This is a genomic window from Flavobacterium sp. (assembly GCF_043720215.1).
GTDB lineage: Bacteria > Bacteroidota > Bacteroidia > Flavobacteriales > Flavobacteriaceae > Flavobacterium.
Window position 1 is genome coordinate 1 of the sequence record NZ_JAYSSZ010000202.1, and the last position, 24,683, is coordinate 24,683.

Annotated in this window: 25 protein-coding genes and 1 pseudogene; 19 read left to right on the forward strand and 7 right to left on the reverse strand. The window is 33.4% G+C overall.

Annotated features, from left to right (window positions below; translation table 11 throughout):
- The first annotated feature begins 32 nt into the window (after positions 1-32).
- The 6 genes from pdxA to accC all read left to right on the forward strand — a co-directional run bounded on the left by pdxA (position 33) and on the right by accC (position 5,032).
- Entirely contained in the window at positions 33-1,082 is a 1,050-nt protein-coding gene (gene pdxA, locus ACHZC3_RS09235) for a 4-hydroxythreonine-4-phosphate dehydrogenase PdxA (protein ID WP_394759601.1), read from the forward strand.
- 84 nt (positions 1,083-1,166) lie between these two features.
- Positions 1,167-1,730 (forward strand): YceD family protein, encoded by a 564-nt coding sequence (locus ACHZC3_RS09240; protein WP_394759577.1) that lies wholly within the window; start codon positions 1,167-1,169, stop codon positions 1,728-1,730.
- A gap of 9 nt (positions 1,731-1,739) precedes the next feature.
- Positions 1,740-1,934 carry a 50S ribosomal protein L32 gene (gene rpmF / locus ACHZC3_RS09245; protein WP_394759578.1) on the forward strand — a complete coding sequence of 65 codons (195 nt, stop codon included), beginning with the start codon at positions 1,740-1,742 and terminating at the stop codon, positions 1,932-1,934.
- 159 nt (positions 1,935-2,093) lie between these two features.
- The gene (locus ACHZC3_RS09250) at positions 2,094-3,092 is read left to right on the forward strand and encodes a beta-ketoacyl-ACP synthase III (RefSeq protein WP_394759579.1); all 999 of its coding nucleotides are present in this window, start codon (positions 2,094-2,096) and stop codon (positions 3,090-3,092) included.
- 21 nt (positions 3,093-3,113) lie between these two features.
- Positions 3,114-3,596, forward strand: coding sequence for an acetyl-CoA carboxylase biotin carboxyl carrier protein (gene accB / locus ACHZC3_RS09255; protein WP_394759580.1), 483 nt, complete (start codon positions 3,114-3,116; stop codon positions 3,594-3,596).
- An 89-nt stretch (positions 3,597-3,685) separates the two neighbouring features.
- Positions 3,686-5,032: an acetyl-CoA carboxylase biotin carboxylase subunit gene (accC, locus tag ACHZC3_RS09260; protein ID WP_394759581.1), complete on the forward strand. Its 1,347-nt coding sequence runs from the start codon at positions 3,686-3,688 to the stop codon at positions 5,030-5,032.
- A gap of 128 nt (positions 5,033-5,160) precedes the next feature.
- Here the strand turns inward: accC and recA are convergent, their stop codons facing one another.
- Positions 5,161-6,165, reverse strand: coding sequence for a recombinase RecA (recA, locus tag ACHZC3_RS09265; protein WP_394759582.1), 1,005 nt, complete (start codon positions 6,163-6,165; stop codon positions 5,161-5,163).
- A gap of 142 nt (positions 6,166-6,307) precedes the next feature.
- The gene (locus ACHZC3_RS09270) at positions 6,308-9,973 is read right to left on the reverse strand and encodes a choice-of-anchor D domain-containing protein (RefSeq protein ID WP_394759583.1); all 3,666 of its coding nucleotides are present in this window, start codon (positions 9,971-9,973) and stop codon (positions 6,308-6,310) included.
- A 241-nt stretch (positions 9,974-10,214) separates the two neighbouring features.
- Between ACHZC3_RS09270 and ACHZC3_RS09275 the strand changes: the two genes are divergently transcribed.
- Entirely contained in the window at positions 10,215-10,697 is a 483-nt protein-coding gene (locus ACHZC3_RS09275; protein ID WP_394759584.1) for a regulatory protein RecX, read from the forward strand.
- 42 nt (positions 10,698-10,739) lie between these two features.
- Here ACHZC3_RS09275 and ACHZC3_RS09280 read toward each other — a convergent pair whose 3' ends face one another.
- Entirely contained in the window at positions 10,740-11,081 is a 342-nt protein-coding gene (locus ACHZC3_RS09280; protein ID WP_394759585.1) for a T9SS type A sorting domain-containing protein, read from the reverse strand.
- Positions 11,082-11,270: 189 nt separating this feature from the next.
- Between ACHZC3_RS09280 and ACHZC3_RS09285 the strand changes: the two genes are divergently transcribed.
- The 8 genes and pseudogenes from ACHZC3_RS09285 (at position 11,271) to ACHZC3_RS09320 (ending at position 18,280) form a co-directional block, all read left to right on the forward strand.
- The gene (locus ACHZC3_RS09285) at positions 11,271-11,693 is read left to right on the forward strand and encodes a hypothetical protein (protein ID WP_394759586.1); all 423 of its coding nucleotides are present in this window, start codon (positions 11,271-11,273) and stop codon (positions 11,691-11,693) included.
- 85 nt (positions 11,694-11,778) lie between these two features.
- Positions 11,779-12,261, forward strand: coding sequence for a septal ring lytic transglycosylase RlpA family protein (locus ACHZC3_RS09290; protein ID WP_394759587.1), 483 nt, complete (start codon positions 11,779-11,781; stop codon positions 12,259-12,261).
- Between the two features lie 330 nt (positions 12,262-12,591).
- On the forward strand, positions 12,592-13,488 hold the full coding sequence (locus tag ACHZC3_RS09295; protein WP_394759588.1) for an Abi family protein: 897 nt from the start codon (positions 12,592-12,594) through the stop codon (positions 13,486-13,488).
- Positions 13,489-13,520: 32 nt separating this feature from the next.
- Positions 13,521-14,300: a 16S rRNA (adenine(1518)-N(6)/adenine(1519)-N(6))-dimethyltransferase RsmA gene (gene rsmA, locus ACHZC3_RS09300; protein WP_394759589.1), complete on the forward strand. Its 780-nt coding sequence runs from the start codon at positions 13,521-13,523 to the stop codon at positions 14,298-14,300.
- Positions 14,290-15,642: a magnesium transporter gene (mgtE, locus tag ACHZC3_RS09305; protein ID WP_394759590.1), complete on the forward strand. Its 1,353-nt coding sequence runs from the start codon at positions 14,290-14,292 to the stop codon at positions 15,640-15,642. Before rsmA ends, mgtE begins: the two co-directional genes overlap by 11 nt.
- 10 nt (positions 15,643-15,652) lie before the next feature.
- Entirely contained in the window at positions 15,653-16,429 is a 777-nt protein-coding gene (gene proC, locus ACHZC3_RS09310; protein ID WP_394759591.1) for a pyrroline-5-carboxylate reductase, read from the forward strand.
- Positions 16,430-16,593: 164 nt separating this feature from the next.
- Positions 16,594-17,538 (forward strand): annotated as a pseudogene (locus ACHZC3_RS09315) (2-hydroxyacid dehydrogenase); the annotation flags it as partial.
- Between the two features lie 448 nt (positions 17,539-17,986).
- Complete coding sequence (locus tag ACHZC3_RS09320; RefSeq protein WP_394759592.1) at positions 17,987-18,280, forward strand: TM2 domain-containing protein; 294 nt, start codon at positions 17,987-17,989, stop codon at positions 18,278-18,280.
- Positions 18,281-18,622: 342 nt separating this feature from the next.
- Here the strand turns inward: ACHZC3_RS09320 and ACHZC3_RS09325 are convergent, their stop codons facing one another.
- Positions 18,623-18,955, reverse strand: coding sequence for a single-stranded DNA-binding protein (locus ACHZC3_RS09325; RefSeq protein ID WP_394759593.1), 333 nt, complete (start codon positions 18,953-18,955; stop codon positions 18,623-18,625).
- A gap of 205 nt (positions 18,956-19,160) precedes the next feature.
- On the opposite strand from ACHZC3_RS09325, the gene ACHZC3_RS09330 reads away from it, so the two are divergent.
- The 4 genes from ACHZC3_RS09330 to ACHZC3_RS09345 all read left to right on the forward strand — a co-directional run bounded on the left by ACHZC3_RS09330 (position 19,161) and on the right by ACHZC3_RS09345 (position 22,720).
- Entirely contained in the window at positions 19,161-19,883 is a 723-nt protein-coding gene (locus ACHZC3_RS09330) for a YfiT family bacillithiol transferase (protein ID WP_394759594.1), read from the forward strand.
- Between the two features lie 95 nt (positions 19,884-19,978).
- Positions 19,979-20,326, forward strand: a complete 348-nt coding sequence (locus ACHZC3_RS09335; RefSeq protein WP_394759595.1) for a hypothetical protein — start codon at positions 19,979-19,981, stop codon at positions 20,324-20,326.
- Positions 20,327-21,157: an SDR family NAD(P)-dependent oxidoreductase gene (locus ACHZC3_RS09340; protein ID WP_394759596.1), complete on the forward strand. Its 831-nt coding sequence runs from the start codon at positions 20,327-20,329 to the stop codon at positions 21,155-21,157.
- Between the two features lie 39 nt (positions 21,158-21,196).
- On the forward strand, positions 21,197-22,720 hold the full coding sequence (locus tag ACHZC3_RS09345; protein ID WP_394759597.1) for a T9SS type A sorting domain-containing protein: 1,524 nt from the start codon (positions 21,197-21,199) through the stop codon (positions 22,718-22,720).
- A 64-nt stretch (positions 22,721-22,784) separates the two neighbouring features.
- Here ACHZC3_RS09345 and ACHZC3_RS09350 read toward each other — a convergent pair whose 3' ends face one another.
- The 3 genes from ACHZC3_RS09350 to ACHZC3_RS09360 form a co-directional block, all read right to left on the reverse strand.
- The gene (locus ACHZC3_RS09350; protein ID WP_394759598.1) at positions 22,785-23,366 is read right to left on the reverse strand and encodes a PhnA domain-containing protein; all 582 of its coding nucleotides are present in this window, start codon (positions 23,364-23,366) and stop codon (positions 22,785-22,787) included.
- A gap of 85 nt (positions 23,367-23,451) precedes the next feature.
- Complete coding sequence (locus ACHZC3_RS09355; RefSeq protein ID WP_394759599.1) at positions 23,452-23,967, reverse strand: DUF6646 family protein; 516 nt, start codon at positions 23,965-23,967, stop codon at positions 23,452-23,454.
- Between the two features lie 51 nt (positions 23,968-24,018).
- A partial coding sequence (locus ACHZC3_RS09360; RefSeq protein WP_394759600.1) for a metallophosphoesterase occupies positions 24,019-24,683 on the reverse strand: 665 nt, incomplete at its 5' end.

Genomic DNA, 24,683 nt, shown 5'->3' on the forward strand with positions numbered 1-24,683 from the left:
CATTCAAAATTAGCAATAAATACATTGAACTGATGACAAAAAGACCAGAAAATATAATTGTAGGCATTTCTATAGGAGATTTAAACGGAATTGGAGGCGAAGTAATCCTAAAATCGTTCGAAGATTCAAGAATGTTAGAATTATGTACACCCATAATTTTTGCTAATGTAAAAACGCTTTCTTTTCTTAAAAAAGAACTTCGATTAGAAGCGCCTTTACACGGAATAGATAGATTAGACCAAATGGTTATTGGAAAAATAAATGTATTAAATGTTTGGAGAGAAGGCGTAAATATAAATTATGGTCAGCTAGATAATGAAGTGGGAAAATATGCTATAAAATCTTTTGTAGCTGCAACCAAAGCTTTAAAGGAAAATGAAATTGATGTTTTAGTAACTGCACCTATAAGCAAATCGAATATTCAAGCCGAAGATTTTAAATTTCCAGGTCACACTGATTATTTAGACCAAGAATTAGAAGGCGATGCACTTATGTTTATGATTCAAGATAATTTACGCGTTGGATTACTTACTGATCATGTTCCGTTAAGTGATGTAGCAAAACATCTGACAGAAGAACTAATTAGAAAAAAAATAAAGACAATAAATAAATCATTAATTCAAGATTTTGGCATCAGAAAACCAAAAATTGCAGTTTTAGGACTCAATCCACATTCTGGTGATAATGGTGTTATTGGAGATGAAGAAGATAAAGTAATCAAACCCACATTAAAAAAGATTTTTGATGAAGGAACTTTGGTTTTTGGACCATTTTCTGCTGACGGTTTCTTCGGAAGCAACCAATACGAAAAATATGATGCCGTAATTGCAACCTATCACGATCAAGGATTAATTCCTTTTAAAACCTTGTCTTTTGGAAAAGGGGTCAATTATACAGCAGGTTTAAACAAAGTAAGAACATCACCAGACCACGGAACTGCTTTTGAAATCGCAGGAAAAGGAATTGCAGATAATAATTCTTTTTTAGAAGCAATTTATGCTGCCATCGATATTTTTAAGTCTAGAAATGACTATTCTGAAATGACGATTAGACCACTAAAAATAAAAGAAAAGCAGTTATAAACAAAAAAATGTTCATAACGCTTTTAAGTTTATAAATAATTTATATCTTTGCACTCCCTAATAAAGGAACAAATTGTTGTTAAGATGAAAGTTACAAATGAATTTTTAATCCCATTTATAGGATTAAAGCTAGGTAAACATCAGTTTGAATACCAAATTAGTAAAGCGTTCTTTGAGCACTTTGAGTTTGACGAATTTGAAAGCGCCAACATCAAAGTAAACATAGTATTAGAAAAGAAAAACACAATGCTTGAATTAAATTTCAAACATTCAGGAACCATAAATGTTCCGTGTGACTTAACTAGCGAAGATTTTGATTTACCAATAAAAGGAAATCTAAAACTCGTCGTTAGATTTGGTGAAACATTCAATGACGAAAATGAAGATTTACTCATTTTACCAATTGGAGAACATCAAATAGATGTAGCACAGTATATTTATGAAATGGTTGTCTTATCTATACCGCTCAAAAAAACTCATCCAGGTATCAAAGATGGAACTTTAGAAACTAAAGCGCTATCAAAACTGAAAGAAATAAGTGTTACTGAACAGGCACAGGAAGAAAATGTTCAAGAAGAAACAGAAATAAAAGCAGAGAATACAGACCCACGTTGGGACAAATTGAAAACACTATTAACGGATAAATAATTTTGCAAAATGGCACATCCTAAGAGAAAGATCTCCAAAACAAGAAGAGACAAAAGAAGAACTCACTATAAAGCAACTGTTGCTCAAATCGCAACTTGCCCAATAACTGGCGAAGCACATTTATACCACAGAGCTTACTGGCATGAAGGTAAAATGTACTACAGAGGTCAAGTAGTTATTGATAAGCAAATAGCTGTTGCTTAATACATTTCTTGTATAAAAAACACAACTCTCACTAAGTGAGAGTTTTTTTGTTGACTATAACCGAAAATAAAAATAGAAACAAAAAAAGCTTTCTTTTAAAGTTTTTTTGTAACTTCATCGTCTTTTAAACGTAAGTTTTAAAAGTATTATTTGAACTTTATGAATACAATTACTGCCGCAATTACTGCCGTTGGCGCATATGTTCCTGAATTTGTTCTTTCTAATCAAGTATTAGAAACCATGATCGATACTAACGATGAATGGATAACAACCCGAACTGGAATAAAAGAAAGAAGAATTCTTAAAGAAAAAGGTAAAGGAACTTCTTATCTTGCTATAAAAGCAGCTCAAAATCTTATTGAAAAATCAGGCATAAATCCCGCAGATATAGACATGGTGATTTTAGCAACCGCAACTCCAGATATGCCAGTGGCATCAACAGGCGTTTTTGTGGCAAGCCAGATTGGAGCTGTAAATGCTTTTGCTTATGATTTGCAAGCTGCATGTTCTAGCTTTTTATACGGAATGTCAACTGCCGCAGCTTACATACAATCTGGAAGATATAAAAAAGTATTGTTAATAGGCGCCGATAAAATGTCATCAATTATCGATTATACCGATAGAGCCACTTGTATTATATTTGGAGATGGTGGTGGCGCTGTGCTTTTTGAGCCTAATTACGAAGGTTTAGGTTTGCAGGACGAAATATTACGAAGCGACGGAATAGGTCGCGAATATCTTAAGATTGATGCTGGAGGATCTATTCTTCCTGCGTCAAAAGAAACTGTAGAAAATGGTTTACACACCGTTTTTCAAGACGGAAAAACGGTTTTTAAATATGCTGTTTCTGGTATGGCAGATGTAAGTGAGAAAATCATGGAGCGTAATAATTTAACTCAAGATGACGTAAATTGGTTAGTGGCACATCAAGCAAACAAGCGTATTATTGATGCTACAGCTCAACGAATGAATTTAGACGAGTCGAAAGTATTAATGAATATTCAAAAATACGGAAACACGACTTCGGCAACATTGCCATTATTATTAAGTGATTTCGAAAATCAATTAAAAAAAGGAGATAATCTTATATTTGCATCATTTGGAGGTGGATTCACTTGGGGATCTATCTATTTAAAATGGGCATACAACAAACAATAACCATAACTAAAACGAATAATCATGGATTTAAAAGAAATTCAAAATCTGATCAAATTTGTAGCAAACTCAGGTGTTGCAGAAGTAAAACTGGAAACAGGAGATGTTAAAATTACTATTAGAACAACTTTAGAAGGTAGTACAGAAACAACTTATGTACAACAAATGCCTGCTCAAAACATGTTACAACAAGCAGTTGCTCCACAACAAATTGCTCCAGTAGTTTCGACTCCTGTTGAAACTCCAGCTGCTGATGAAAGTTCAAAATATATTACTGTAAAATCTCCAATTATTGGAACTTTTTACAGAAAACCATCTCCAGACAAACCAATGTTTGTGGAAGTTGGAAGCACAATTGGAAAAGGTGACGTTCTTTGCGTTATAGAAGCTATGAAATTATTTAACGAAATCGAATCTGAAGTTTCAGGTAAAATCGTTAAAATATTGGTAGATGATATGTCGCCAGTTGAATTTGACCAACCTTTATTCTTAGTAGATCCATCATAAAGAAATTATAAATGCTAAATTTTGAATGATGAATTTCATCGTTCAAAAAAAATTTAAAATTTAAAATTCAACATTTAAAATTTCAAACGATGTTTAAAAAAATATTAGTTGCAAACAGGGGCGAAATAGCACTTCGTATTATTAGAACCTGTAAAGAAATGGGAATAAAAACCGTAGCGGTTTATTCTACAGCAGATGCAGAAAGTTTACACGTAAAATTTGCTGATGAAGCAGTTTGTATTGGCCCGCCACCAAGTAATTTGTCGTATTTAAAAATGTCAAATATTATTGCAGCTGCCGAAATTACAAATGCTGATGCCATTCATCCAGGTTATGGATTTCTTTCAGAAAACGCTAAGTTTTCTAAAATTTGTCACGAACATAATATCAAATTTATCGGTGCTTCACCAGATATGATTGATAAAATGGGTGACAAAGCTACTGCAAAAGCTACTATGAAAGAAGCAGGAGTTCCATGCGTACCAGGTTCTGAAGGATTATTAGAGTCTTATGAACAAGCACTGGAATTATCTAGAGAAATGGGGTTCCCAGTAATGCTAAAAGCAACAGCTGGAGGTGGTGGAAAAGGAATGCGTGCCGTTTGGAAAGAAGATGAATTACTAAAGGCATGGGATAGCGCACGTCAAGAATCAGCTGCAGCTTTTGGAAATGATGGAATGTATCTTGAAAAATTAATTGAAGAACCACGACATATTGAAATTCAAGTGGTTGGAGATTCATTTGGAAAAGCATGTCACTTATCAGAAAGAGATTGCTCTGTGCAACGTCGTCATCAAAAACTTACCGAGGAAACACCTTCTCCATTTATGACGGATGAACTTCGAAATAAAATGGGTGAAGCCGCAGTAAAAGCTGCAGAATACATCAAATATGAAGGCGCAGGAACTGTTGAATTTTTAGTAGACAAGCATAGAAATTTCTACTTCATGGAAATGAATACACGTATTCAAGTAGAGCACCCAATTACAGAACAAGTTATAGATTATGACTTGATTCGCGAGCAAATTATGGTAGCCGCTGGAATTCCAATATCTGGAAAAAATTACTTTCCAAATTTACATGCTATTGAATGTCGTATTAATGCCGAAGATCCGTATAACGATTTCAGACCTTCACCAGGAAAGATTACAGTTTTACATTCGCCAGGCGGACACGGAGTTCGTTTAGATACTCATGTTTACGCAGGCTATACGATTCCGCCAAATTACGATTCGATGATTGCCAAGTTAATTACAACAGCACAAACACGCCAAGAAGCCATCAATAAAATGAAGCGTGCTTTAGATGAATTCGTGATTGAAGGAATAAAAACAACCATTCCTTTTCATAGACAATTAATGGATGAACCAGCTTATGTAGAAGGGAATTACACAACAGCATTCATGGACACATTTAAAATGAAAGAACAAAGATAAATTAAGAATTAATTTTGATTAAATGAGCTCGATAAATATTGAGCTCATTTTTTTTTAAATATACTTTACACGAAACTGCCCCCAAATAGCATATAACTTTTTGGGGGCAGTTCAATTTTTTGGAATTTTTATTGATTTGATTCTTTTATATATTCCTTTATTTTAGCTTCTAGTTCGTCTGCTAATTCTGGATTATCTTTTATTAATCCTTTTACAGCATCACGTCCTTGACCTAATTTAGTATCTCCGTAACTAAACCAAGATCCTGCCTTTTTGATGATTTCAAACTCTACAGCAAGGTCAAGAATTTCACCCGTCTTAGAGACACCTTCACCATACATAATGTCAAATTCGGCTGTTTTAAAAGGTGGTGCAACTTTATTTTTTACTACTTTAACTTTTGTTCTGTTTCCTAAAACATTGTCTCCGTCTTTTATTTGCGTAGAACGACGAATATCTAAACGAACTGAAGCATAAAATTTTAATGCGTTTCCTCCAGTTGTTGTTTCTGGACTTCCAAACATAATCCCTATTTTTTCACGCAATTGATTGATGAAAAATACTGTACATTTTGTTTTGCTAATTGTTCCTGTTAATTTTCTTAATGCTTGCGACATCAAACGTGCATGCAAACCCATTTTTGAGTCGCCCATTTCACCTTCAATCTCACTTTTTGGAGTAAGTGCTGCAACCGAGTCAATTACAACAATATCGATAGCTCCGGAACGTATCAAGTTTTCAGCAATTTCTAATGCTTGTTCTCCATTATCTGGTTGAGAAATAATTAAATTTTCTATATCAACACCTAATTTTTCAGCATAATTTCTATCAAAAGCGTGTTCTGCATCAATAAATGCAGCGATTCCACCCGCTTTTTGAGCTTCAGCTATTGCGTGTAATGTTAAGGTTGTTTTTCCTGATGATTCTGGTCCGTAGATCTCGATTACACGTCCGCGTGGGTAACCGCCAACTCCTAATGCTAAATCTAGCCCTAAAGATCCTGAAGAAATAGTTTCTACCTCTTCAACGGCTTTATCTCCCATTTTCATCACAGTTCCTTTACCGTAAGTCTTGTCTAATTTATCTAATGTAAGCTGTAATGCTTTTAATTTGGCTTCTTTTTCTGCACTCATTTTATCTGTGATTATTTTTAGTAAAAATAGTTGTTTTCTTCGAGATGATAAATATAAGTTTTCAACAAAAAATACTTAAAACACAAAAGCCACAAAAGAAGAGTTATTATCTTTTGTGGCTTTTGTGTTTTAAAAAAAATTTCTAAAAAATAATCTTTTTAATTACTGTTTGACCATTTTCTAATGTCACTTTAACAATTAATGCTTGGTTATTTTTTATAATTGAGCTTACCACTGATTGATTTGCATTTACATTGTTTTTCGTTGCTAATGTTTGACCTAAAACATTGTAAACCGTATAATTTTTGATGCTTTCTAAACTAGAATTTATTTTAATATCATTGTTTGAAGTAAAAACGGTAATTGCATTTTCGTTTAAATCGAAATCTGCATTACTTAATGCTTGGTTTGTATAACGCAATACAAAACGATCATTTGTTATTCCTTGAGTAGCTACAAACTGATATGGAATTTCCGAAATATCATTAATAGTCCCTAATAATTTATCTTCTATATAAATTTTTTGTGCATTTCCTGTAAACAATCCATCTACGGTAGCAATCGCAATAGTATACGTTCCGTTTGTTGGAATTTTTATTCCCATAGGAACTCTGTCATTTATATCAAATGGCAAGCTTCTACCTTGTATTGTCATAACCTCATCCCCTATTAATGAATAGAAGTTTTGTGCCGATTTATAATCGGTTAAGGCATCAAACATTCTGTCTTTTTCTAATGTTGCTCCTTCTACATACGCAACTAATGTTCTTGTTGTTTCTGCAGTTGGGCTTACTAAGTCTATCCAAATTCTATTTCTTTCTATATTTCCACCTAATTCTTGAGTAGGTTCTGCTATATGATTTGCGGTTCTGTAAAACTGACTATTTGAATAGCCTTTATCGCGCATGGCGTTGTTAAACAAAGCTGTTGATGTAGCCGCTGCTCCAGCATTCATTAAAACAAAGAATCCTTGTCCGCCTCCAATAACGCTTAATGTTCCTGGCCCGCTAGTAGCTCCAGCACCGTTAATGGCTATATAATCACTAGCTGTATAATTATATACGAAATTGCCATAAAATGGGTCTGAAATAGCTGTACTTGGTAAAGTATTATGTGTCCATAATCTAACAAAACCATCTAACTCTGGATTTGCAATTAAGAATGTGTTGATGCTAATTGCAGATGGATAAGGATTTCCTAGCAAGGTCCAGTTATCATCGGTAAGTGTTCGCATTATACCATTTGGCCCTGCAGTTCCTGCGCCAGTATCGTTACCTCTGGCAATAGCTGGTGTGTAAATACCGTTATTAGGGACTCCAATGTAATTTCTTGATAATACTCCTCTCATAATATAACCCAATGCAGGTTGCATAATAACATTTGAAGCAGTTACCCAATTACCCAAACCACCATTAGGATTTGCAATAGTAGTATTCCAAGTATAATTGTTACCAGAAGCTGGAGTAGAAAAACCATTAACAGGTGAAGACCAGTATACATAGTCTAAACTAACTCCTGTTGTGCTTCTACTGTAAGAAATATTTCCTGTATTTACACCTAAGTCATTAATCTGAACTAAAGATCCGTTGTTTAAAATGTTGAATGTACCGTTGTTGGTTACATCATTTTGTACTTCTACATAACTATTGGCAGAAACGTTAAGCGTAAATGTGGCGTTAATAGTCAAGTTACAAGCGCTAAAACTCCCGTTAGTGGCTGTTGTATAATTCCCGTTAATTGTTGCTGTTTTAGATAGAGTTGGCACGCCATTACTCCAAACTGTACCATTCCAAACTGTAGCTCCTGTATTAATTTTAACTGCAATTGTTGCAATATAACAAGTTGCTAAGTTTTCTCTTACTTGACAATAGTATTGATAACCATCTAAACCTGTTAATGATGATATATTTAAAGTAGCTGTTGTTGCTCCTGTATAAACTCCAGTATTTGTTAATGCAGTCCATGTAGTAGTGTTAGGCGCTACAACAAACCACTGATAAGCTAGGGCATTTCCACCAACAAAACCTTCTGTTGCACTAACAGATAATGTTGCTGTAGAAGAAGCGCAGGTTAAAGCAATTACAGGTTGCGCAGAAATGCTTGGTTGTGACCCTCCAGTTGGAGGAACTAATCCTGCACTTGGAATACATTGACCAGCAACTAAAGGTGTAGTACTCCAGTCTGCAGCAACAAAAACAGTTCTTGCACTTAATGCCCCTGCATTTCTTACCATATAATAACCTGGACCAACAGTATATGCATGTACATCATCAATAACAACAGTTCCTGCAGCATTTCTTAATTGAATTTGATCATCTGCATTAAATCCAGCAGTTATATCACCATTATTATTAGCTACATTATATCCACAACTGAGGTTATCAACAGTCACTATTCCTAAAGCTCCAGATGCAATTGTCCCTGTTAAAGTTGCATAATTAATCTCATTTCCATCACCGTAAGTACTTGTTCTATAAATTCTATAATTTGTTAAATTAACTGTTGCCGCTGTGCCGTTATATAATGTTATAAATCCGCCATCACCAGTTTGTTCGTCGTGTAATTCATATATAATTAAATCAGAGATAGCAGCTCCTTGACAAGAGGCAGTATCGCTATTTATAATCGTAAAAGTTGGTGTTGAAGTAACACAACTTGTGGTGGTATTAGTAATATTTATAGTTCCTGTTGTTGCTCCTGCTGGAACAACAACAACTAATTGAAAAGCTGAACTTGAAACAATAGTAGCAGGTGTGCCATTAAAACTAACTGTTGAACCTAACAAGCTACCAGAACTCGCATTTATGGTAACCTCTGTTCCTGCAGGACCAGAAGTAGGAAAGACAGAAGCAATTACAGCGGGTACGCAAACTCCATTTCCTTGAATAGCAAAAGTATAAGACCCCTCATTACTATCGTTATTAGTTATTGTTACTGTTGCCGTTCTAATTCCTGATGCTGTAGGTGTGAACTGAATTGCTAGTCCTGAATTTCCTAAAGCTGCAATTGTGCCAACTGGAGAAGTTGTTATGACAAATTCCGAAGCATTAGTCCCTGAAATTGTTGCAGCTGTAACGTTTAAATTTGCTGAACCTAGATTTTGAACAACAAAACTTCTACTAAATGAACTCGCTATATTTACATTTCCAAAATCTGTAAAATCTGTAGCTACAGGTATAATGTCTCCTGTTAAAATAGTATTTCCATTTCCTGTAATATTTATTTCTGGCGTTGGGCTTGTTGAAGTAACGGTTCCATTTACAATTATATCATTACCTGTTCCATCACCAGGACCTCCAGTTCCTCCAACAGCTTCAGCATACGAATACAATCTGTAAGTTACGGCTGTAGTGCTATTGGCTTGGGCAAAAGTATATGTAAAAGTTTGCGTAGTTGTATTATCTGTAACTACTTTTACTACGTCTAAATTTGTTGTATAACCATCAATTGAACTTCGTAATGCAATTTGTGTGTTTCCTGTTCCAGACCTTTGCCACTGTATTACAATAGAGCTAACATCAAATTGAAAACCTGCATTAGGAGTAATAGTAAATTCCATATAATCATTGCCAGAGATTGCATTTGCAATAGAAGTTATGGCCCAATCTGTGGCATTAAATCTGCTTGCATTAGCTGCTGCCGTCAATCCAGCACCTCTAGAAATAGTTGAAGCATTCAAATTTGCATTATTAAAATTTGATGTTGCCGTTGCCTCACCACCAGCTAACGCTGAAAATTCAAATGTTAAAATTTGCCCCCATCCTAAAACCGAGAACAACAATGTTAAAAAAAGTAACTTTATTTTCATTATAAAAAAATATTTAAATAATTAAACTTCTTTTGATTTTCAATTGGTTGAAAACAGAAGAAGGGCATCTAATATATGCAAATTTATTCGAAATAAAAAATATTTCATGCGTTTCGTTGTTATTTTATCATTAATAAATGTTTTTCATCTATAGCTTATGCTGCGAAGCTTTGTTTTTATTACATATTTTAAAAGGCTTAATTAATGCTTAAAATATCTTATTTTTGAAAAAATTATTGCAATGCAGCAACACATAACTGTTTCTAAAGAAATAATTAGAAAACTAGAGTTTTATTGTGCTTATCAAGAACGATGCCACAATGAAGTTACAGAAAAAATGAGGAGTTATGCTATGACTTCTCAGGAAATAGATACTGTTATGGCGCATCTCATAACGGATAACTTCCTGAACGAAGAACGTTTTGCTTGTAGTTTTGCTCGTGGAAAACACCGCATAAAATCTTGGGGGAAAATTAGAATTGTAAACGAGCTTAAGTTTCGTCAAATTTCTAAATACAATATAGACAAAGCATTGAAAGAATTTTCGGAAGACGAATATCTAGAAACTTTTCATAAACTCGCAGAAAATCATTGGGAAATTATGAGAGAAAGTAACATTCTTAAAAAACGAAAGAAATTTTGTGATTTTATGTTACGAAAAGGTTTTGAAAGTGGTTTGGTTTATGAAAAAGTGAAGGAATTGGAAGCAATGACAAGCATATGAAATAAACTTTCTGAAAGTTATTACACAAAGAACTTAAAAAAACTACTTAATAATTAGTTTTCTAGTGGCACGTTGCTCGCCTTCCTTAATTTTTATGATATAAACACCTGGAGACAATGAGGAAACATTCAGTTCTTTAGTAGAAATAGTAAGTTGCATAACACGTTTTCCTAACACATCAAAAATTTCAATATCTTTAGGAGCAGTCGTTTTTGAAGTAATGTAAACACGACCATTCCCTACCGGATTTGGGTATACATTTAAGTTATCAAACTGCTGTTCTTGATTTTTTGTTGCCAACGAAGCCTGCTTTCCGTCTTGAGCTAAAGCGCTCAACGAAAACAAAAGGGTAAAAAATGTAATATAAAGGTAGTTTTTCTTCATGGAAACAATTAATAGTGTAAATATATAAAATTATTTCAAATAGTGTACCAAATAGTAAATCAAATGCGTTTTTAACATATTTATATGACTTACGAGATAAAAAATTTATCTAACACGATATATTAAGATCCTATAAATTAAAATTTATTGTCTTTTTTTATTAGTTTTGTTTAAACTAAAACAAACAAAATGTACGAATTTATTCAAAAATTTCACTCAGGTTGGGCGTATCTAGCCTTACTCCTTCTAGTTGTAGCGTTTATAAACAGTGCTATGGGGTTCTTTTCTAAAAGAGAATTTACACCTCGTGACAAAAAACTTGCATTATTTGCATTGATTGCAACACATATTATGTTAGTTGTGGGACTAATTACCTATTTTTTATCCCCGCTTGGTCTGTCAGCTTTTGGTGATATGAAAAACGCTGCTTTAAGACTAACTTCTTTAGAGCACCCGTTAACTAACATTATTGCTATTGTTCTAATAACAATGGGTTGGTCTAAGCATAAAAAAATACTAGAAAGCAAAGGAAAATTTAAAACAATTACACTATTTTATGGTTTGGGATTATTGCTTATATTAAGTAGAATTCCTTGGTCATTATGGTTTTAATAATTTAAAAAGCCCTAAGAAAAGGACTTTTTTTTGTTTTTAGGTATGGTATTTGACAAGTTGGTAGTAATAATTAATTAAAATTATGATGAAAGATAAATTATTTTTGGCCATTACAACAACAATAGCAACAATACTAATTTCTAGTTTTTCGTTCAAAAAATTCGAGAAACAATCCTTTTCTGTAAAACCTATTCAAGACACCGTTAAGGTAGATTCTACAGCTATTGACAGCTTACATACAGAAGGTAATTACACCTTTAAGCTATTTAAGAAAAAAGCTCATGCTTCGTATTATGCTCAAAAATTTCATGGTAAAAAAACCGCAAGCGGCACTCGTTTTGATAATACTAAACTAACTGCGGCTCATAAAAAATTTGCTTTTGGAACTATGCTTCGTGTTACAAACGAGCGAAACGGAAAACATGTCATTGTGACCGTTACTGATCGCGGACCATTTGTTAGAGGCAGGGAAATAGATTTGTCACGACGCGCATTTATGCTGATAACTTCTAACAAAGCTGGCGGAGAAACATCAGTCACGATTGAAGTAATGAAGAAAAAATAAAAATATTTATTGCTTTAAAATATTTTAAAAGCAAATTCACCAATTAAAAGACTTAAAAACGGGAAAATAATTTGAGAATTTGCAGTAAATCTTTTTAGAACTCGGAAAGAAATTAACTAAAGCCCATAGTTTTAACTATTTCTGTTATCAATAAGTCAGAAATCTCTTCAACAATTAGAAAAACCATACAAATTTGTTGTATGGTACATTTTTTTCAGTACCTTTGCACCAACAGTACACACCACGCTATAGTTTTAGTAATAAAAACAGCGTCCCAGGGTGTGTCTTTTGCTTTAAATAGGTTTCGCTTTTTAATTTTTTACAATCAATATGTTCGAAAAATTACCTTTTACTATTCAAGAACAGATACAAAGATTACAAACACGAGGCTTAATAATTACTCCTGAAGATAATGCTACTCATTATTTATCTCATATAAGTTATTATCGATTGGGCGAATACTGGCATTCCATGCAATCTGATAAAGTAAATCATATTTTTAAAGAAAATAGCAAATTTAAAGATGTAATAGCGCTTTATCAATTTGACGGAGAACTTAAAATCTTATTATTTGACATCATTGAAAAAATAGAAATAAGTTTAAAAACAAAACTAATTTATCATCTTTCGCACGAATTCAATCCTTGGTGGTTTCAAAACTTCGATTTATTTATTGACAGTAAAGCATTAGTAAAAACACTTTCTAGTTTAGAAGAAGAACTAGAACGAAGTAAAGAAATAACAATAAAAAATCACTTCAAAAACCACAAAGATGATTTACGTTTTCCCCCATCTTGGAAATCCTTAGAGCAAACAAGTTTTGGCTCGTTGTCAAAATTATATGGTAATTTGAAAAACACTATTCATTCAAAAGATATAATTGCTAAAGAATTTGGAGTTGTTAATCACACTTTTTTACCAAGTTGGCTACAATCAATTGCTCAAATTCGAAATTATTGCGCACATCATTCTAGATTATGGAATAAAAATTTACCTGGAAATCCAAAATTATTACCCAATCCCCCATTTAATTGGGTTGAAGATGTGCCGAAACAAAATGAAAAATTGTACATTCATCTTTGTATTATGAAATATTTGTTAGATAGGATTCAGCCACATAATAATTTCAGCGAAAGATTAAATGACCTTTTTATAAAATATCCAAACGTTGACCCAAATGCAATTGGAATGAAACTTAACTGGAAAAATGAAAATCTCTGGAAATAATTTCTTTAAAAGAAGAATGTAAAAATCGATTTATGGAAGCAGTAAAAGCAAAAAAACACCTCGGACAGCATTTTCTTAAAGACGAAAATATTGCAAAGGACATTGCAGATACATTAAATCTAGAAGGTTATAACGATGTTCTAGAAATTGGACCAGGAATGGGTGTACTAACAAAATATTTGTTAGACAAACCTGTAAATACTTATGTAATCGAAATAGATACCGAATCGGTAACTTATCTCGATGGAAATTATCCGAAACTAAAAGATAAAATAATCTCTAAAGATTTCTTAAAATACAATATCAACGAAATTTTCGATGGTAAGCAATTTGCCATCATTGGAAATTTTCCATACAACATTTCGACACAAATCGTATTTCGAGCTTTAGAATACCGCAACCAAATTCCAGAATTTGCTGGTATGTTCCAGAAAGAAGTAGCGCAAAGAATCTGCGAAAAGAAAGGAACAAAAGCTTACGGAATTTTATCCGTTTTAGTACAAGCCTTTTATGATGCTGAATATTTATTTACCGTTGATGAAAATGTTTTTATTCCGCCACCAAAAGTAAAATCAGGTGTTTTACGATTGCGTAGAAAAAAAGATAATAGTTTGCCTTGCGGCGAAAAATTGTTTTTTACCGTGGTAAAAACTGCTTTTCAGCAACGAAGAAAAACATTGCGAAACAGTTTAAAAACATTAAATTTGTCTGACAATTTGCGAGAAGACGAGGTTTTTAATCTTCGTCCAGAGCAATTAGATGTGCAACAATTTATAGAATTGACTCAAAAAATAGAAGCCGATGGAGTTTAAAATCAGCAAAGACCTAATACAAGAATTAGAGCAACTCATACAAAGTAAAAATGACCAGCAACTGGAAGTTTTACTAAGTGATTTGCACCATGCTGATATTGCTGAAATTCTCGATGAGCTCGATTTTGACGAAGCAACCTATATTTTTAAAGTCTTAGATTCCGAAAAAACAGCCGAAATTCTTGTAGAACTAGAAGACGATTTACGAGAAAACATATTAAGTAGATTATCTCCAAAAGAAATCGCCGAAGAGCTTGATGAGCTTGACACCGATGATGCTGCCGATATTATTGCAGAACTTTCTCAATCCAAAAAAGAAGAGGTAATCTCTGAGCTGGAAGATGTAGAACATGCAAAAGACATTGTCGATTTATTGCGTTACGACGAAGACACTGCGGGAGGATTAATGGGTAAAGAGTTAGTAAAAGTTAACGAAAACTGGAGTGTACTTACTTGTGTAAAAGAAATGCGTTCCCAAGCCGAAAGTGTATCTCGTGTTCATTCCATTTACGTAGTAGATGATGAAGAAAGACTCAAAGGACGTTTGTCTCTCAAAGATTTATTGACTACATCAACTAAAACTCAAATTGCTGATATTTATATAAAAAAAGTAACTTCTGTAAAAGTAGATACCGAAGATGTAGAAGTAGCACGAATCATGCAAAAATACGATTTGGAAGCCATTCCTGTAATCGATGACATGGGACGATTAGTAGGGAGAATCACTATTGATGATATTGTAGATGTCATAAAAGATGAAGCTGACAAAGATTACCAAATGGCAGCGGGTATCTCACAAGACGTAGAAGCAGATGATAGTATTCTAGAACTCACAAAAGCACGATTGCCGTGGCTAGTCCTTGCTTTGTTAGGTGGATTTATCTCAGTAAAAATGCTTGGCCTTTTTGAAGGAGCGATGCTTAAACATGGTGAGTTATTTTTCTTTACACCACTTATTGCGGCTATGGCTGGAAATGTTGGTGTGCAATCATCAGCTATAATTGTGCAAGGTTTAGCAAACAATACACTAAGTGGTTCACTATTTAACCGATTAATAAAAGAAATATCATTAAGTCTCCTAAACGGAGTAATCCTAGCCACAATATTATTTTTAGGAAGTTATTTTCTGTTAAATGCCGATTTAAAAATAGGGCTAACTGTAACTATTTCACTTATTTCTGTAATTATTATCGCCTCATTAATTGGCACATTTGTACCGCTTTTATTAGATAAATTCGGAATAGATCCGGCTTTGGCAACAGGACCGTTTATCACGACTAGCAACGATATTTGTGGAATTCTTATCTACTTTTCAATTGCTAAATTAATTTTAGGTTTTTAAAGTTCAAATTATGAAAATACACATCATAGGTGGCGGAAACCTTGGCGTAGCCATCGCTTTAGGAATAACAAAATATGCTGCCAATAATCAAGTAACCGTTACAAAAAGAAACACAGAAACCATTTCTTATTTACAAGAAAAAGGTATTGAAATTTCTAAAAATAATGCACACCATATTCAACTAGCTGATATTGTTGTTTTAACTGTAAAACCACATCAGGTAGAAACTGTTTTAAAAGAAATTTCATCAGAAATTCAAAACAAAACCATTATTTCGGCAGTAAGTGGTGTATCAATAAGTACTATTCAGAATATAGTTGGGGAAAACCATGCTGTAATACGAATTATGCCAAATATTGCGGTACAATTTGGCGAATCAGCCACCTGTATTTCGTTTGAAGAAAAAGATAAAACCGAAGCTCAAAAAGTAATTTCGCTATTTCAACAACTAGGAACAGCACCAGTAATAGAAGAAAAACTAATGGATGCGGCCACTGTTCTTGGTGCTTGCGGAACCGCTTATGCCTTGCGTTACATTCGAGCTTCCATGCAAGCGGGAATAGAAATTGGTTTCGATTCTCAAACAGCACTTGCTATAGCAGCACAAACCGCAAAAGGCGCTGCAAAAATGCTACTCGAAGAAAAAGTACATCCAGAACAACTGATCGACAGAGTAACTACGCCACAAGGCTGTACCATTGTAGGACTTAACGAAATGGAGCACCAAGGATTTAGTTCGTCATTAATAAAAGGAATAAAAACCTCATTACAGAAAATAAAAGAGTAATTTTTTATTCGAAGCTATTCCTGCCATTCATTTCAATCTTTTGCTTTCTAAAGAAAAAAGCAAAAGGATTTCCATTGCTGTCAGGGCTAAAAAATCAACATTACATTCCAAAATCAGTTTCATTTATGTACCAAAAATAATTACCTTTATTTTTTTATATAAAGATGAACCCACAAAACATAAAAATTCTTCATATCGATAGCAACCATCCATTACTTATGGCACAATTGCAAGAAGCTGGATTTATAAACCACGAAGATTTTACTTCTTCAAAAGAAGAAGTCGAAGCAAAAATTCATGATTACCAAGGGATAGTAATTCGCAGCCGATTCAAAATCGATAAAACATTTCTGGACAAAGCCACCAGTTTACAATTTATAGCACGTGTAGGAGCAGGACTGGAAAGTATCGATTGCGATTATGCGCTCTCAAAAAAAATTCAACTCATTGCAGCGCCCGAAGGCAATAGCAATGCAGTGGGCGAACACGCATTAGGAATGTTACTTTCTCTAATGAACAACCTCAACAAAGCCGACAAAGAAATTCGATCAGGACACTGGAACCGAGAAGCAAATCGCGGTCATGAACTCGAAGGAAAAACAGTCGGAATCATAGGTTATGGCAATATGGGAAAATCATTTGCCAAAAAATTGCGAGGTTTCGATGTGCAAGTTTTATGCTATGATATTTTAGAAAATGTTGGTGATGAAAACGCAAAACAAGTATCCTTACAAGAATTGCAACAAAAGGCAGATGTCTTAAGCCTTCACATTCCTTGGACTCCCGAAACCGATAAAATGGTAAACACTAATTTTATTAATGCTTTTGCAAACCCCTTTTGGTTTATAAACACATCGCGTGGCAAGAATGTAGTAACTGATGATTTAGTTAAAGCTCTACAATCAAAAAAAATTATAGGAGCAGGACTTGATGTTTTAGAATACGAAAAACTATCATTCGAGCATTTGTTTGAAGACCAAAAACCAGCTGCATACGAATATTTACAACAAGCAGAAAATGTTTTACTATCGCCCCATATTGCTGGTTGGACTATAGAAAGTAAAGAGAAGTTAGCTCAGGTTATAGTTGATAAGATTAAAGAGTTATATTTTGGTATTGCAAAAGAAACTTCAATACTAAAACGAGTAACGGGAATAGGTGGTTTTTTCTTCAAATCCGAAAATTCGAAAGAATTAGTTACTTGGTACAACAAACATTTAGGACTAAAAACAGATGATTACGGATCTACTTTCTGGTGGAAAGACAAGCAAGGAAATGATTGTTGTACACAATGGTCGCCTTTTGCCAAGGATACCAAATATTTCGAACCTAGCGAAAAACAGTTCATGATGAACTTCCGAGTAGCTAATCTAGAAGATTTATTAAAAGATTTAAAAAATGAAGGCGTAACAATTGTAGGGCAAATGGAATCTTATGATTATGGAAAGTTTGGTTGGATTCTTGACCCCGAAGGAAATAAAATCGAACTTTGGGAACCTATCGACAAAGCTTTTCTTTAAATTTTTATATATTAGCAAAAATCAAAATCAAAAAAACATGGAAACAACAAAACCAACAGAAGATTGGAACAACTCACAACTACCAAAACAAGAAAATAAAAAAGTCTTAGCTGGAATAATGGGTATTATATTTGGCGGTTTGGGCATTCATAAATTTGTTTTAGGTTATAATACTGAAGGAATAATAATGCTAGCTATTACAATTTGTACATGTGGATTTGGCGGTATTTTAACAGGACTTGTAGGTTTTATAGAAGGTATAATCTATCTCACAAAATCTGATGAAGAATTTTATCAAACGTATCAAGTTGGTAAAAAAGGATGGCTCTAAAAATAAAAACGGCGAGAAAATTTTCTCGCCGTTTTTCATATAATTCATTTCTAATTTCTAGAATATCTTTACTTTTTAAATATTCTTGTTTAAAATTTTCAATATTATCTAACTAAATTCAGTTAGAGTCCGCCATCACTATATTTTGTTAGAAAATAGCTGTATTATTTCAGTCAACGAATAATTATACTGTTTGCCGATTATTTTTGTTTGCAAGTCATGCAACAGCTACTTTTACCCTACCATTACATAAGTAGGTTAAGTTATGGTAGATTTGGGGCAAAAAAGGTGAAAGGAAACTTTCGCCTTTTTTATTGAAAATAGAATTAAGCTTTTTTAACTTTATTTACCTAACAATAAGACTTCGTTTACTACTACTTCGGTATAATATCTTTTTACACCTTCTTTGTCATCGTAACTTCTATGTGTTAGTTTTCCTTCAACAGCAATTTCTTTTCCTTTAGTCACAAAATTTTCAATAACCTCGGCGGTTTTTCCCCAAGCGGTAACGTTGTGCCATTGAGTATCTGTTACTTTTTCGTTTTTGTCATTATAATAGACTTCGTTTGTAGCAATGGTTAGTTTTGCTAATTTCTTTCCTCCGTCAAGGATTTTAATTTCTGGTTCGTTTCCTACGTTTCCTATTAACTGTACTTTGTTTCTTAATGCATTCATGGCGTGTAAATTTAAATTGTTATTTTTTATGTTAGTGCCGATTGTTATTTGATTTCGACAGTGCAAAGATGTGGCGAGTTTCAAAATTTATTCGGTTATCATTCGCTTACTTTCGGTTGTAATTATTTGTAACCGTTTGTAATTGGATTTTTTTATTTATATTTGATTGATTTTGAAAGGCTTTAAACGAAATATTTAAAATTAAATGATAAACATATTTAGAGGAACTTTTAGCGAAACTATCAATATCAGGAATTTATTAGAAAATATAAATATTCAAGTATTTACTGAAAATGAGAATATGGCAAATATTGAACCTTGGGCAATAAGTTCAGGAGGATTTAATCCAATAATTTTAAAGGTAAAAGCTGAAGATTTTGAAAACGGAATCTTAAATCAGGAAAACCTAAAATTTCCCATAGGACATTTTACAAAACCAGATTTAATTACAGAAAGTGATATTCAAAACTGGATGGAAACGATTGAAATGTTTCCATCAAAATTAAAAAATACGGTTTCCTATTTATCTATCGAAGAACTCAATTGGACATATCGCTCAGAGGGTTGGAAGATAAAACAAGTCATTCACCATTGTGCCGACAGTCATATGAATAGTTTTATACGATTCAAGCTGGCTCTAACCGAAGACAATCCGACCATAAAACCTTATGATGAAGCAAAATGGGCAACACTTATAGATGGAGATTGTGATGATGTTTCGGCTTCCTTGCTAATCATAGAAGGCGTTCATGCAAGATGGACAATGTTGCTAAAAAGTTTTGACACAGCGGATTTAGCCAAAAAATTTACACACCCTGAAAGTCAAAAAACATACGAACTAAAAGAAGTGATTGGTTTGTATGCCTGGCATTGTAACCATCATTTTGCGCATATAGAACAGGCATTATTATATAAAGGAAAATTTTAGAAGATGAAATATTTATGATACTTAAATCACGAACACAAATGAAGATTTCCTCATAAATATACCATATTCCAATAAAAAATAAATATTATTTACGTATGAAAAATTGTTTAGAATGTAACGAGAAAATTATAGGCCGAGAAGATAAAAAGTTTTGCAGTGACGGTTGCCGCAATGCGTATAACAACAAAATAAATAAAGATTCGACCAACTTAATGCGGAATATAAATAACAAATTACGCAAAAACTATCGCATTTTGTCCGATTTGAATCCCGAAGCGAAATCGAAAACAACTAGAACAAAATTATTAAGTAAAGGTTTCGATTTCGAGTTTTTTACCTCAATTTTGACGACAAAAACTGGAAACACCTATTATTTTTTGTACGACCAAGGTTATCGAATTCTGGAAGATGATTATTATATGTTGGTAAAAAAAGAAAACTAAATGACTCACAAAAACATATCAATATTAGGTTGTGGTTGGTTGGGCTTGCCATTGGCGACAGCGTTAGTTGCAACTGATTTTTCTGTAAAAGGTTCGACAACTTCTCAGAACAAACTTTCTGTATTGGAAGAAAATAAAATTCAGCCGTTTTTTGTCATCCTGAGCGGAGTCGAAGGATCGTTAAATGAAAACGAAATTATTGGTACTATTGATGCTTTTTTAGAAAATTCAGAAGTTTTAATTATTGATATTCCTCCAAAATTACGAGGTAATACTACAGAGAATTTTGTAGCCAAAATAAAAACATTGATTCCATTTATCGAAAAATCATCAGTAACCAAAGTGTTGTTTATAAGTTCGACTTCTGTTTATGCGGATGATAATTCGATTGTAACCGAAGAAACCACTCCGAAACCTGAAACCGAAGGCGGAAAGCAATTGTTGGAAGCTGAAAAATTATTACAAAACAATGCAACTTTTCAAACTACAATCTTGCGTTTCGGCGGATTGATTGGGGAAGACCGTCATCCTATAAAATTTCTGGCTGGTAGAGAAAATATAGAAAACCCTGACGGAGCCATAAACCTCATTCATCAAAAAGATTGTATTGGAATTATTATGAAAATTATTGAAACAAATTCGTGGAACGAAACGTTCAATGCAGTGTCGAAATTTCATCCAACACGTGAGGAATATTATACTCGAAAAGCGGTTGAATTAAATTTGACTTTACCCAAATTTAATCATAAAAAAGCCTCTTTTGGAAAGATAATTTCGAGTGATAAATCAGAAAAAATCTTAGATTATAAATATGAATATGTGTATTTATAATTATCGTACATTTGATAAATAACTCAAAATGAGACGAGCATGAAAAAAATTACTTTGCTACTAATTATACTGTTTTCAAACGTTTCAAACGCCACAATTAGATACGTTACTTCAACAGGTGGATTGGTTACTCAAGATGGCACGAGTTGGGCAACGGCTTTTCCCGGTAATTTATTACAAAGTACGATAAACGCATCTGGGGTAGGTGATGAAGTTTGGGTTGCGCAAGGAACTTATTTGACGACTGCTACTACGAATCGTACCATTTCGTTCAATATGAAAAACGGCGTAGCAATTTACGGAAGTTTTGCAGGAAGTGAAACATTGCTTTCGCAACGAATTATAAGCAACGGATTGTTAAGTATTTTAAGTGCAGAAATAGGAATTGCAGGAATAAACGACAATAGTTATCACACAATAAGTAATTTTGGATTAGACAATTCGGCTATTATTGACGGATTTATCATATCCGGAGCAAACGATAATAGAATCGCCACTACAACCGATGGTTTGGGTGGTGGAATATACAACAACGGAAGCGGAGCTGGAAATTTTTGCAATCCAACTATTCGCAATTGTGTACTTATAAACAATCAAGCGGTGTTTGGTGGCGGAATTTTCAACAATGGTTATAACGGAGGTGTTTCAACACCAATAATAAGTAATTGTGTCATAGCTTACAATAATGCGACTTCTGGCGGAGGCGCAATTGATAATTTTGGCGTTTTGGGTAATGCTAGTCCAACTATTACAAACTGCGTTATTTATGAAAACACAGCTTCTCAAAGAGCTGGTGGAATGTACTGTTGGGGAGGAAATAACGGAAATGCGAATCCTATTGTGCTTAATACTGTTTTTGCAAACAATAGAGCCTTTGATGGTGGCGCACTTATTTCAGATAGAACAAACACCACTAGTGGTAGTTCCGGGAATAGCAACCCGAGTTTTAAAAACTGCGTTTTTTGGGGAAATACAACTACTGGTGGTTTAGGACCACAATTTTATATTTTAGGAAGCGCAACAGTAAATACGACTTACACAGCTATTGATTTAACAAGTCAAAATGCACCTCATGTACTTACTGGGGCAACTACAGGCAATACAAACAGTAATCCTTCCTTTGCAAATATTGCTTTAGGATTTGGAAATGATGGTAAATGGCTAACCACTGACGACGGATTACAACTAAACAGCATATCTTCCCCTTGTTATAATACCGGTAGCAATAGTGGCGTTTCTTCAACAGATATTTTAAATTTGAATCGAATACTAGGAGCAGTTGTTGATATGGGTGCTTATGAATTTGATGTTACTTTGTCTAATAGGGCATTTATCAATGATGATTCATTTGTGGTCTATCCAAATCCTACAAAAGATAAAATACATTTTTCAGGATTGAAACAAGTGTTTGAAAAAGTATTAATTATAAATTATTTAGGAAATCAAATCAAAGAAAATGGTTTTACAAATGAACTAGATGTTAGTGATTTGCAAAATGGTATATATTTTCTAGTGTTAAAATCAGGAAATAACATTATGACTCAAAAATTTATTAAGCAATAAAAAAGACTTGTTTCCAATCTATAAATTGGAAACAAGTCTTTTTTATTGCTAAGATTATTAAATTTTATTTAGTTTTCTTAACATATTGGGTTAAAATAACAATATGTTGTCCTTCAACACGTCCTTCAATTTGGTCAGCATTATCCCAAACTAATTTAATATTATGCACAGCTGCGCCACGTTTTGCGGTAAAAGTTGCTCCTTTTACATCTAAATCTTTTATTAAAACAACAGAATCTCCGTCTTTTAGGATGTTTCCGTTTCCGTCTTTATGAACAATTTTACCTTCTTCATCTTCGCCTTCGCCAGTAGCTGCTGCCCAAACTAAGGTTTCTTCATCAAGATACATCATATCTAACAAGTCTTGAGGCCAACCTTCTGGTCGCAATCTGTTAAGCATACGCCAAGCGATAACTTGCACAGGTTTATTCTCATTCCACATACTATCGCTAAGACATCGCCAATGATTAGGATCGGTGGTTGCTGGGTTTTCTATTTGGCTTTTGCAAGTAGCGCAAACCAATGCAGAATTATCGACTGATATTGCTTCTTCTTTTGTTAGGCAGATTCTTAAATCTTCGTTAGAACCACATAATTCGCATTTTGAATCGCTTCTGTCGTATAATTTTTTCTCTATTGGAGTCATAATTAAGTTTTATTTTATGAAAAAACCACTAATTCACAGCTGTTTGAATATGTGAATTAGTGGTGGTTGTTATTTTTTAAATCTATTACAGATTAAATGAAACACCTACATTAAATGTAAATTGATTGTTGTAGTAGTCAAATCCAGATACGTTTTTGTCATATTTTGCGATTGGAATTCCAGCTTCGCCAAAAACACCAAAACCATCAGTAAAGAAGTAACGGAAACCTGTATGAGCCCCAAAATTTCTAATACCCAAATCTAGTCCAGGGTAAACATCCATTTTTTCGTCAAGACCTATAACACTTCCTAAGTTTACATTAAAACGAGCTTTTACATCAATTCTATCCATAAAAGCGGGTTTTTCTAGAGTAAGAGTTTCTAGATTAAGCACCTCATTGTTAGCAGATAATAAATAATTGGAAGAAAAACCGATAGACATATTTTCTCCAACACCATAATCTCCAGAAACAAAAATTCCAACTCCTCCACTTTGAATATTAGCTCCAACTTGAGCTTTCATATCTCCTTTTCCTTTGTATGCTTGTGCGTTTGCTATACTTGCTGATATTACAAGTATAAGTGTAATAATTTTTTTCATCTTAAATTTATTTAAACGAGTTTAATAATGGCAAATATAATAAGTTCCTTTTTAATTTCTACCTTTTTCATTAGGATATAAACGAGGTAAGGGCTCACTTTGCCAAAATTCCTTAGTATCAATATCTAGGATGGTTAGTGGTCCAGTAAAAGCGGCTCCAGTATCTATATTCCAAACAGTAGCTTTTTGTATTGGTATTGTTTCTCCAATTCTAGTTACTGGTGTATGACCAATATAAATTTCTTTATATAATGTAAATCGCTTAGGATAAGATGTACTTGTTTTTTCTATATTTTGGTTTAATGACAAAGCTGTTTCCCACAACGTTCGATCCCAATAAAAAAGTTTAGGAAAATATTCAAAAGTAACTCCATTCATATTAGTAAAACCAGCATGAATAAATAGTCTGTTTTCGGAATCGAGATAATAATTTTTTAAAGATTCTAAAAATTCAATATGCATCTGTTTTCTTTCAGAAGAAACATCGACATAAGCTAAAATCGTTGCTTTTCCACCGTGTTTGAACCACATTTCTTCATCAATGTTTTTATTCTTAAAAGTAAGCCAATCTAAAAGTAACTCATCATGATTTCCTCGAAGAAAAATGCAATTATGGGTCCTGTTTATAGCAATTAGGAAATCTAAAGTTTCTGGCGATTGACTCCAACCATCTACATAATCACCTAAAAAAATTAAAATATCATTTGTTGTGACTT

Excerpts from the sequence above, each read along its gene's own strand:
- pdxA (WP_394759601.1), top strand. The coding sequence starts at position 33 with ATGACAAAAAGACCAGAAAATATAATTGTAGGCATTTCTATAGGAGAT.
- ACHZC3_RS09240 (WP_394759577.1), top strand. The coding sequence starts at position 1,167 with ATGAAAGTTACAAATGAATTTTTAATCCCATTTATAGGATTAAAGCTA.
- rpmF (WP_394759578.1), top strand. The coding sequence starts at position 1,740 with ATGGCACATCCTAAGAGAAAGATCTCCAAAACAAGAAGAGACAAAAGA.
- ACHZC3_RS09250 (WP_394759579.1), top strand. The coding sequence starts at position 2,094 with ATGAATACAATTACTGCCGCAATTACTGCCGTTGGCGCATATGTTCCT.
- accB (WP_394759580.1), top strand. The coding sequence starts at position 3,114 with ATGGATTTAAAAGAAATTCAAAATCTGATCAAATTTGTAGCAAACTCA.
- accC (WP_394759581.1), top strand. The coding sequence starts at position 3,686 with ATGTTTAAAAAAATATTAGTTGCAAACAGGGGCGAAATAGCACTTCGT.
- recA (WP_394759582.1), bottom strand. The coding sequence starts at position 6,165 with ATGAGTGCAGAAAAAGAAGCCAAATTAAAAGCATTACAGCTTACATTA.
- ACHZC3_RS09270 (WP_394759583.1), bottom strand. The coding sequence starts at position 9,973 with ATGAAAATAAAGTTACTTTTTTTAACATTGTTGTTCTCGGTTTTAGGA.
- ACHZC3_RS09275 (WP_394759584.1), top strand. The coding sequence starts at position 10,215 with ATGCAGCAACACATAACTGTTTCTAAAGAAATAATTAGAAAACTAGAG.
- ACHZC3_RS09280 (WP_394759585.1), bottom strand. The coding sequence starts at position 11,081 with ATGAAGAAAAACTACCTTTATATTACATTTTTTACCCTTTTGTTTTCG.
- ACHZC3_RS09285 (WP_394759586.1), top strand. The coding sequence starts at position 11,271 with ATGTACGAATTTATTCAAAAATTTCACTCAGGTTGGGCGTATCTAGCC.
- ACHZC3_RS09290 (WP_394759587.1), top strand. The coding sequence starts at position 11,779 with ATGATGAAAGATAAATTATTTTTGGCCATTACAACAACAATAGCAACA.
- ACHZC3_RS09295 (WP_394759588.1), top strand. The coding sequence starts at position 12,592 with ATGTTCGAAAAATTACCTTTTACTATTCAAGAACAGATACAAAGATTA.
- rsmA (WP_394759589.1), top strand. The coding sequence starts at position 13,521 with ATGGAAGCAGTAAAAGCAAAAAAACACCTCGGACAGCATTTTCTTAAA.
- mgtE (WP_394759590.1), top strand. The coding sequence starts at position 14,290 with ATGGAGTTTAAAATCAGCAAAGACCTAATACAAGAATTAGAGCAACTC.
- proC (WP_394759591.1), top strand. The coding sequence starts at position 15,653 with ATGAAAATACACATCATAGGTGGCGGAAACCTTGGCGTAGCCATCGCT.
- ACHZC3_RS09320 (WP_394759592.1), top strand. The coding sequence starts at position 17,987 with ATGGAAACAACAAAACCAACAGAAGATTGGAACAACTCACAACTACCA.
- ACHZC3_RS09325 (WP_394759593.1), bottom strand. The coding sequence starts at position 18,955 with ATGAATGCATTAAGAAACAAAGTACAGTTAATAGGAAACGTAGGAAAC.
- ACHZC3_RS09330 (WP_394759594.1), top strand. The coding sequence starts at position 19,161 with ATGATAAACATATTTAGAGGAACTTTTAGCGAAACTATCAATATCAGG.
- ACHZC3_RS09335 (WP_394759595.1), top strand. The coding sequence starts at position 19,979 with ATGAAAAATTGTTTAGAATGTAACGAGAAAATTATAGGCCGAGAAGAT.
- ACHZC3_RS09340 (WP_394759596.1), top strand. The coding sequence starts at position 20,327 with ATGACTCACAAAAACATATCAATATTAGGTTGTGGTTGGTTGGGCTTG.
- ACHZC3_RS09345 (WP_394759597.1), top strand. The coding sequence starts at position 21,197 with ATGAAAAAAATTACTTTGCTACTAATTATACTGTTTTCAAACGTTTCA.
- ACHZC3_RS09350 (WP_394759598.1), bottom strand. The coding sequence starts at position 23,366 with ATGACTCCAATAGAGAAAAAATTATACGACAGAAGCGATTCAAAATGC.
- ACHZC3_RS09355 (WP_394759599.1), bottom strand. The coding sequence starts at position 23,967 with ATGAAAAAAATTATTACACTTATACTTGTAATATCAGCAAGTATAGCA.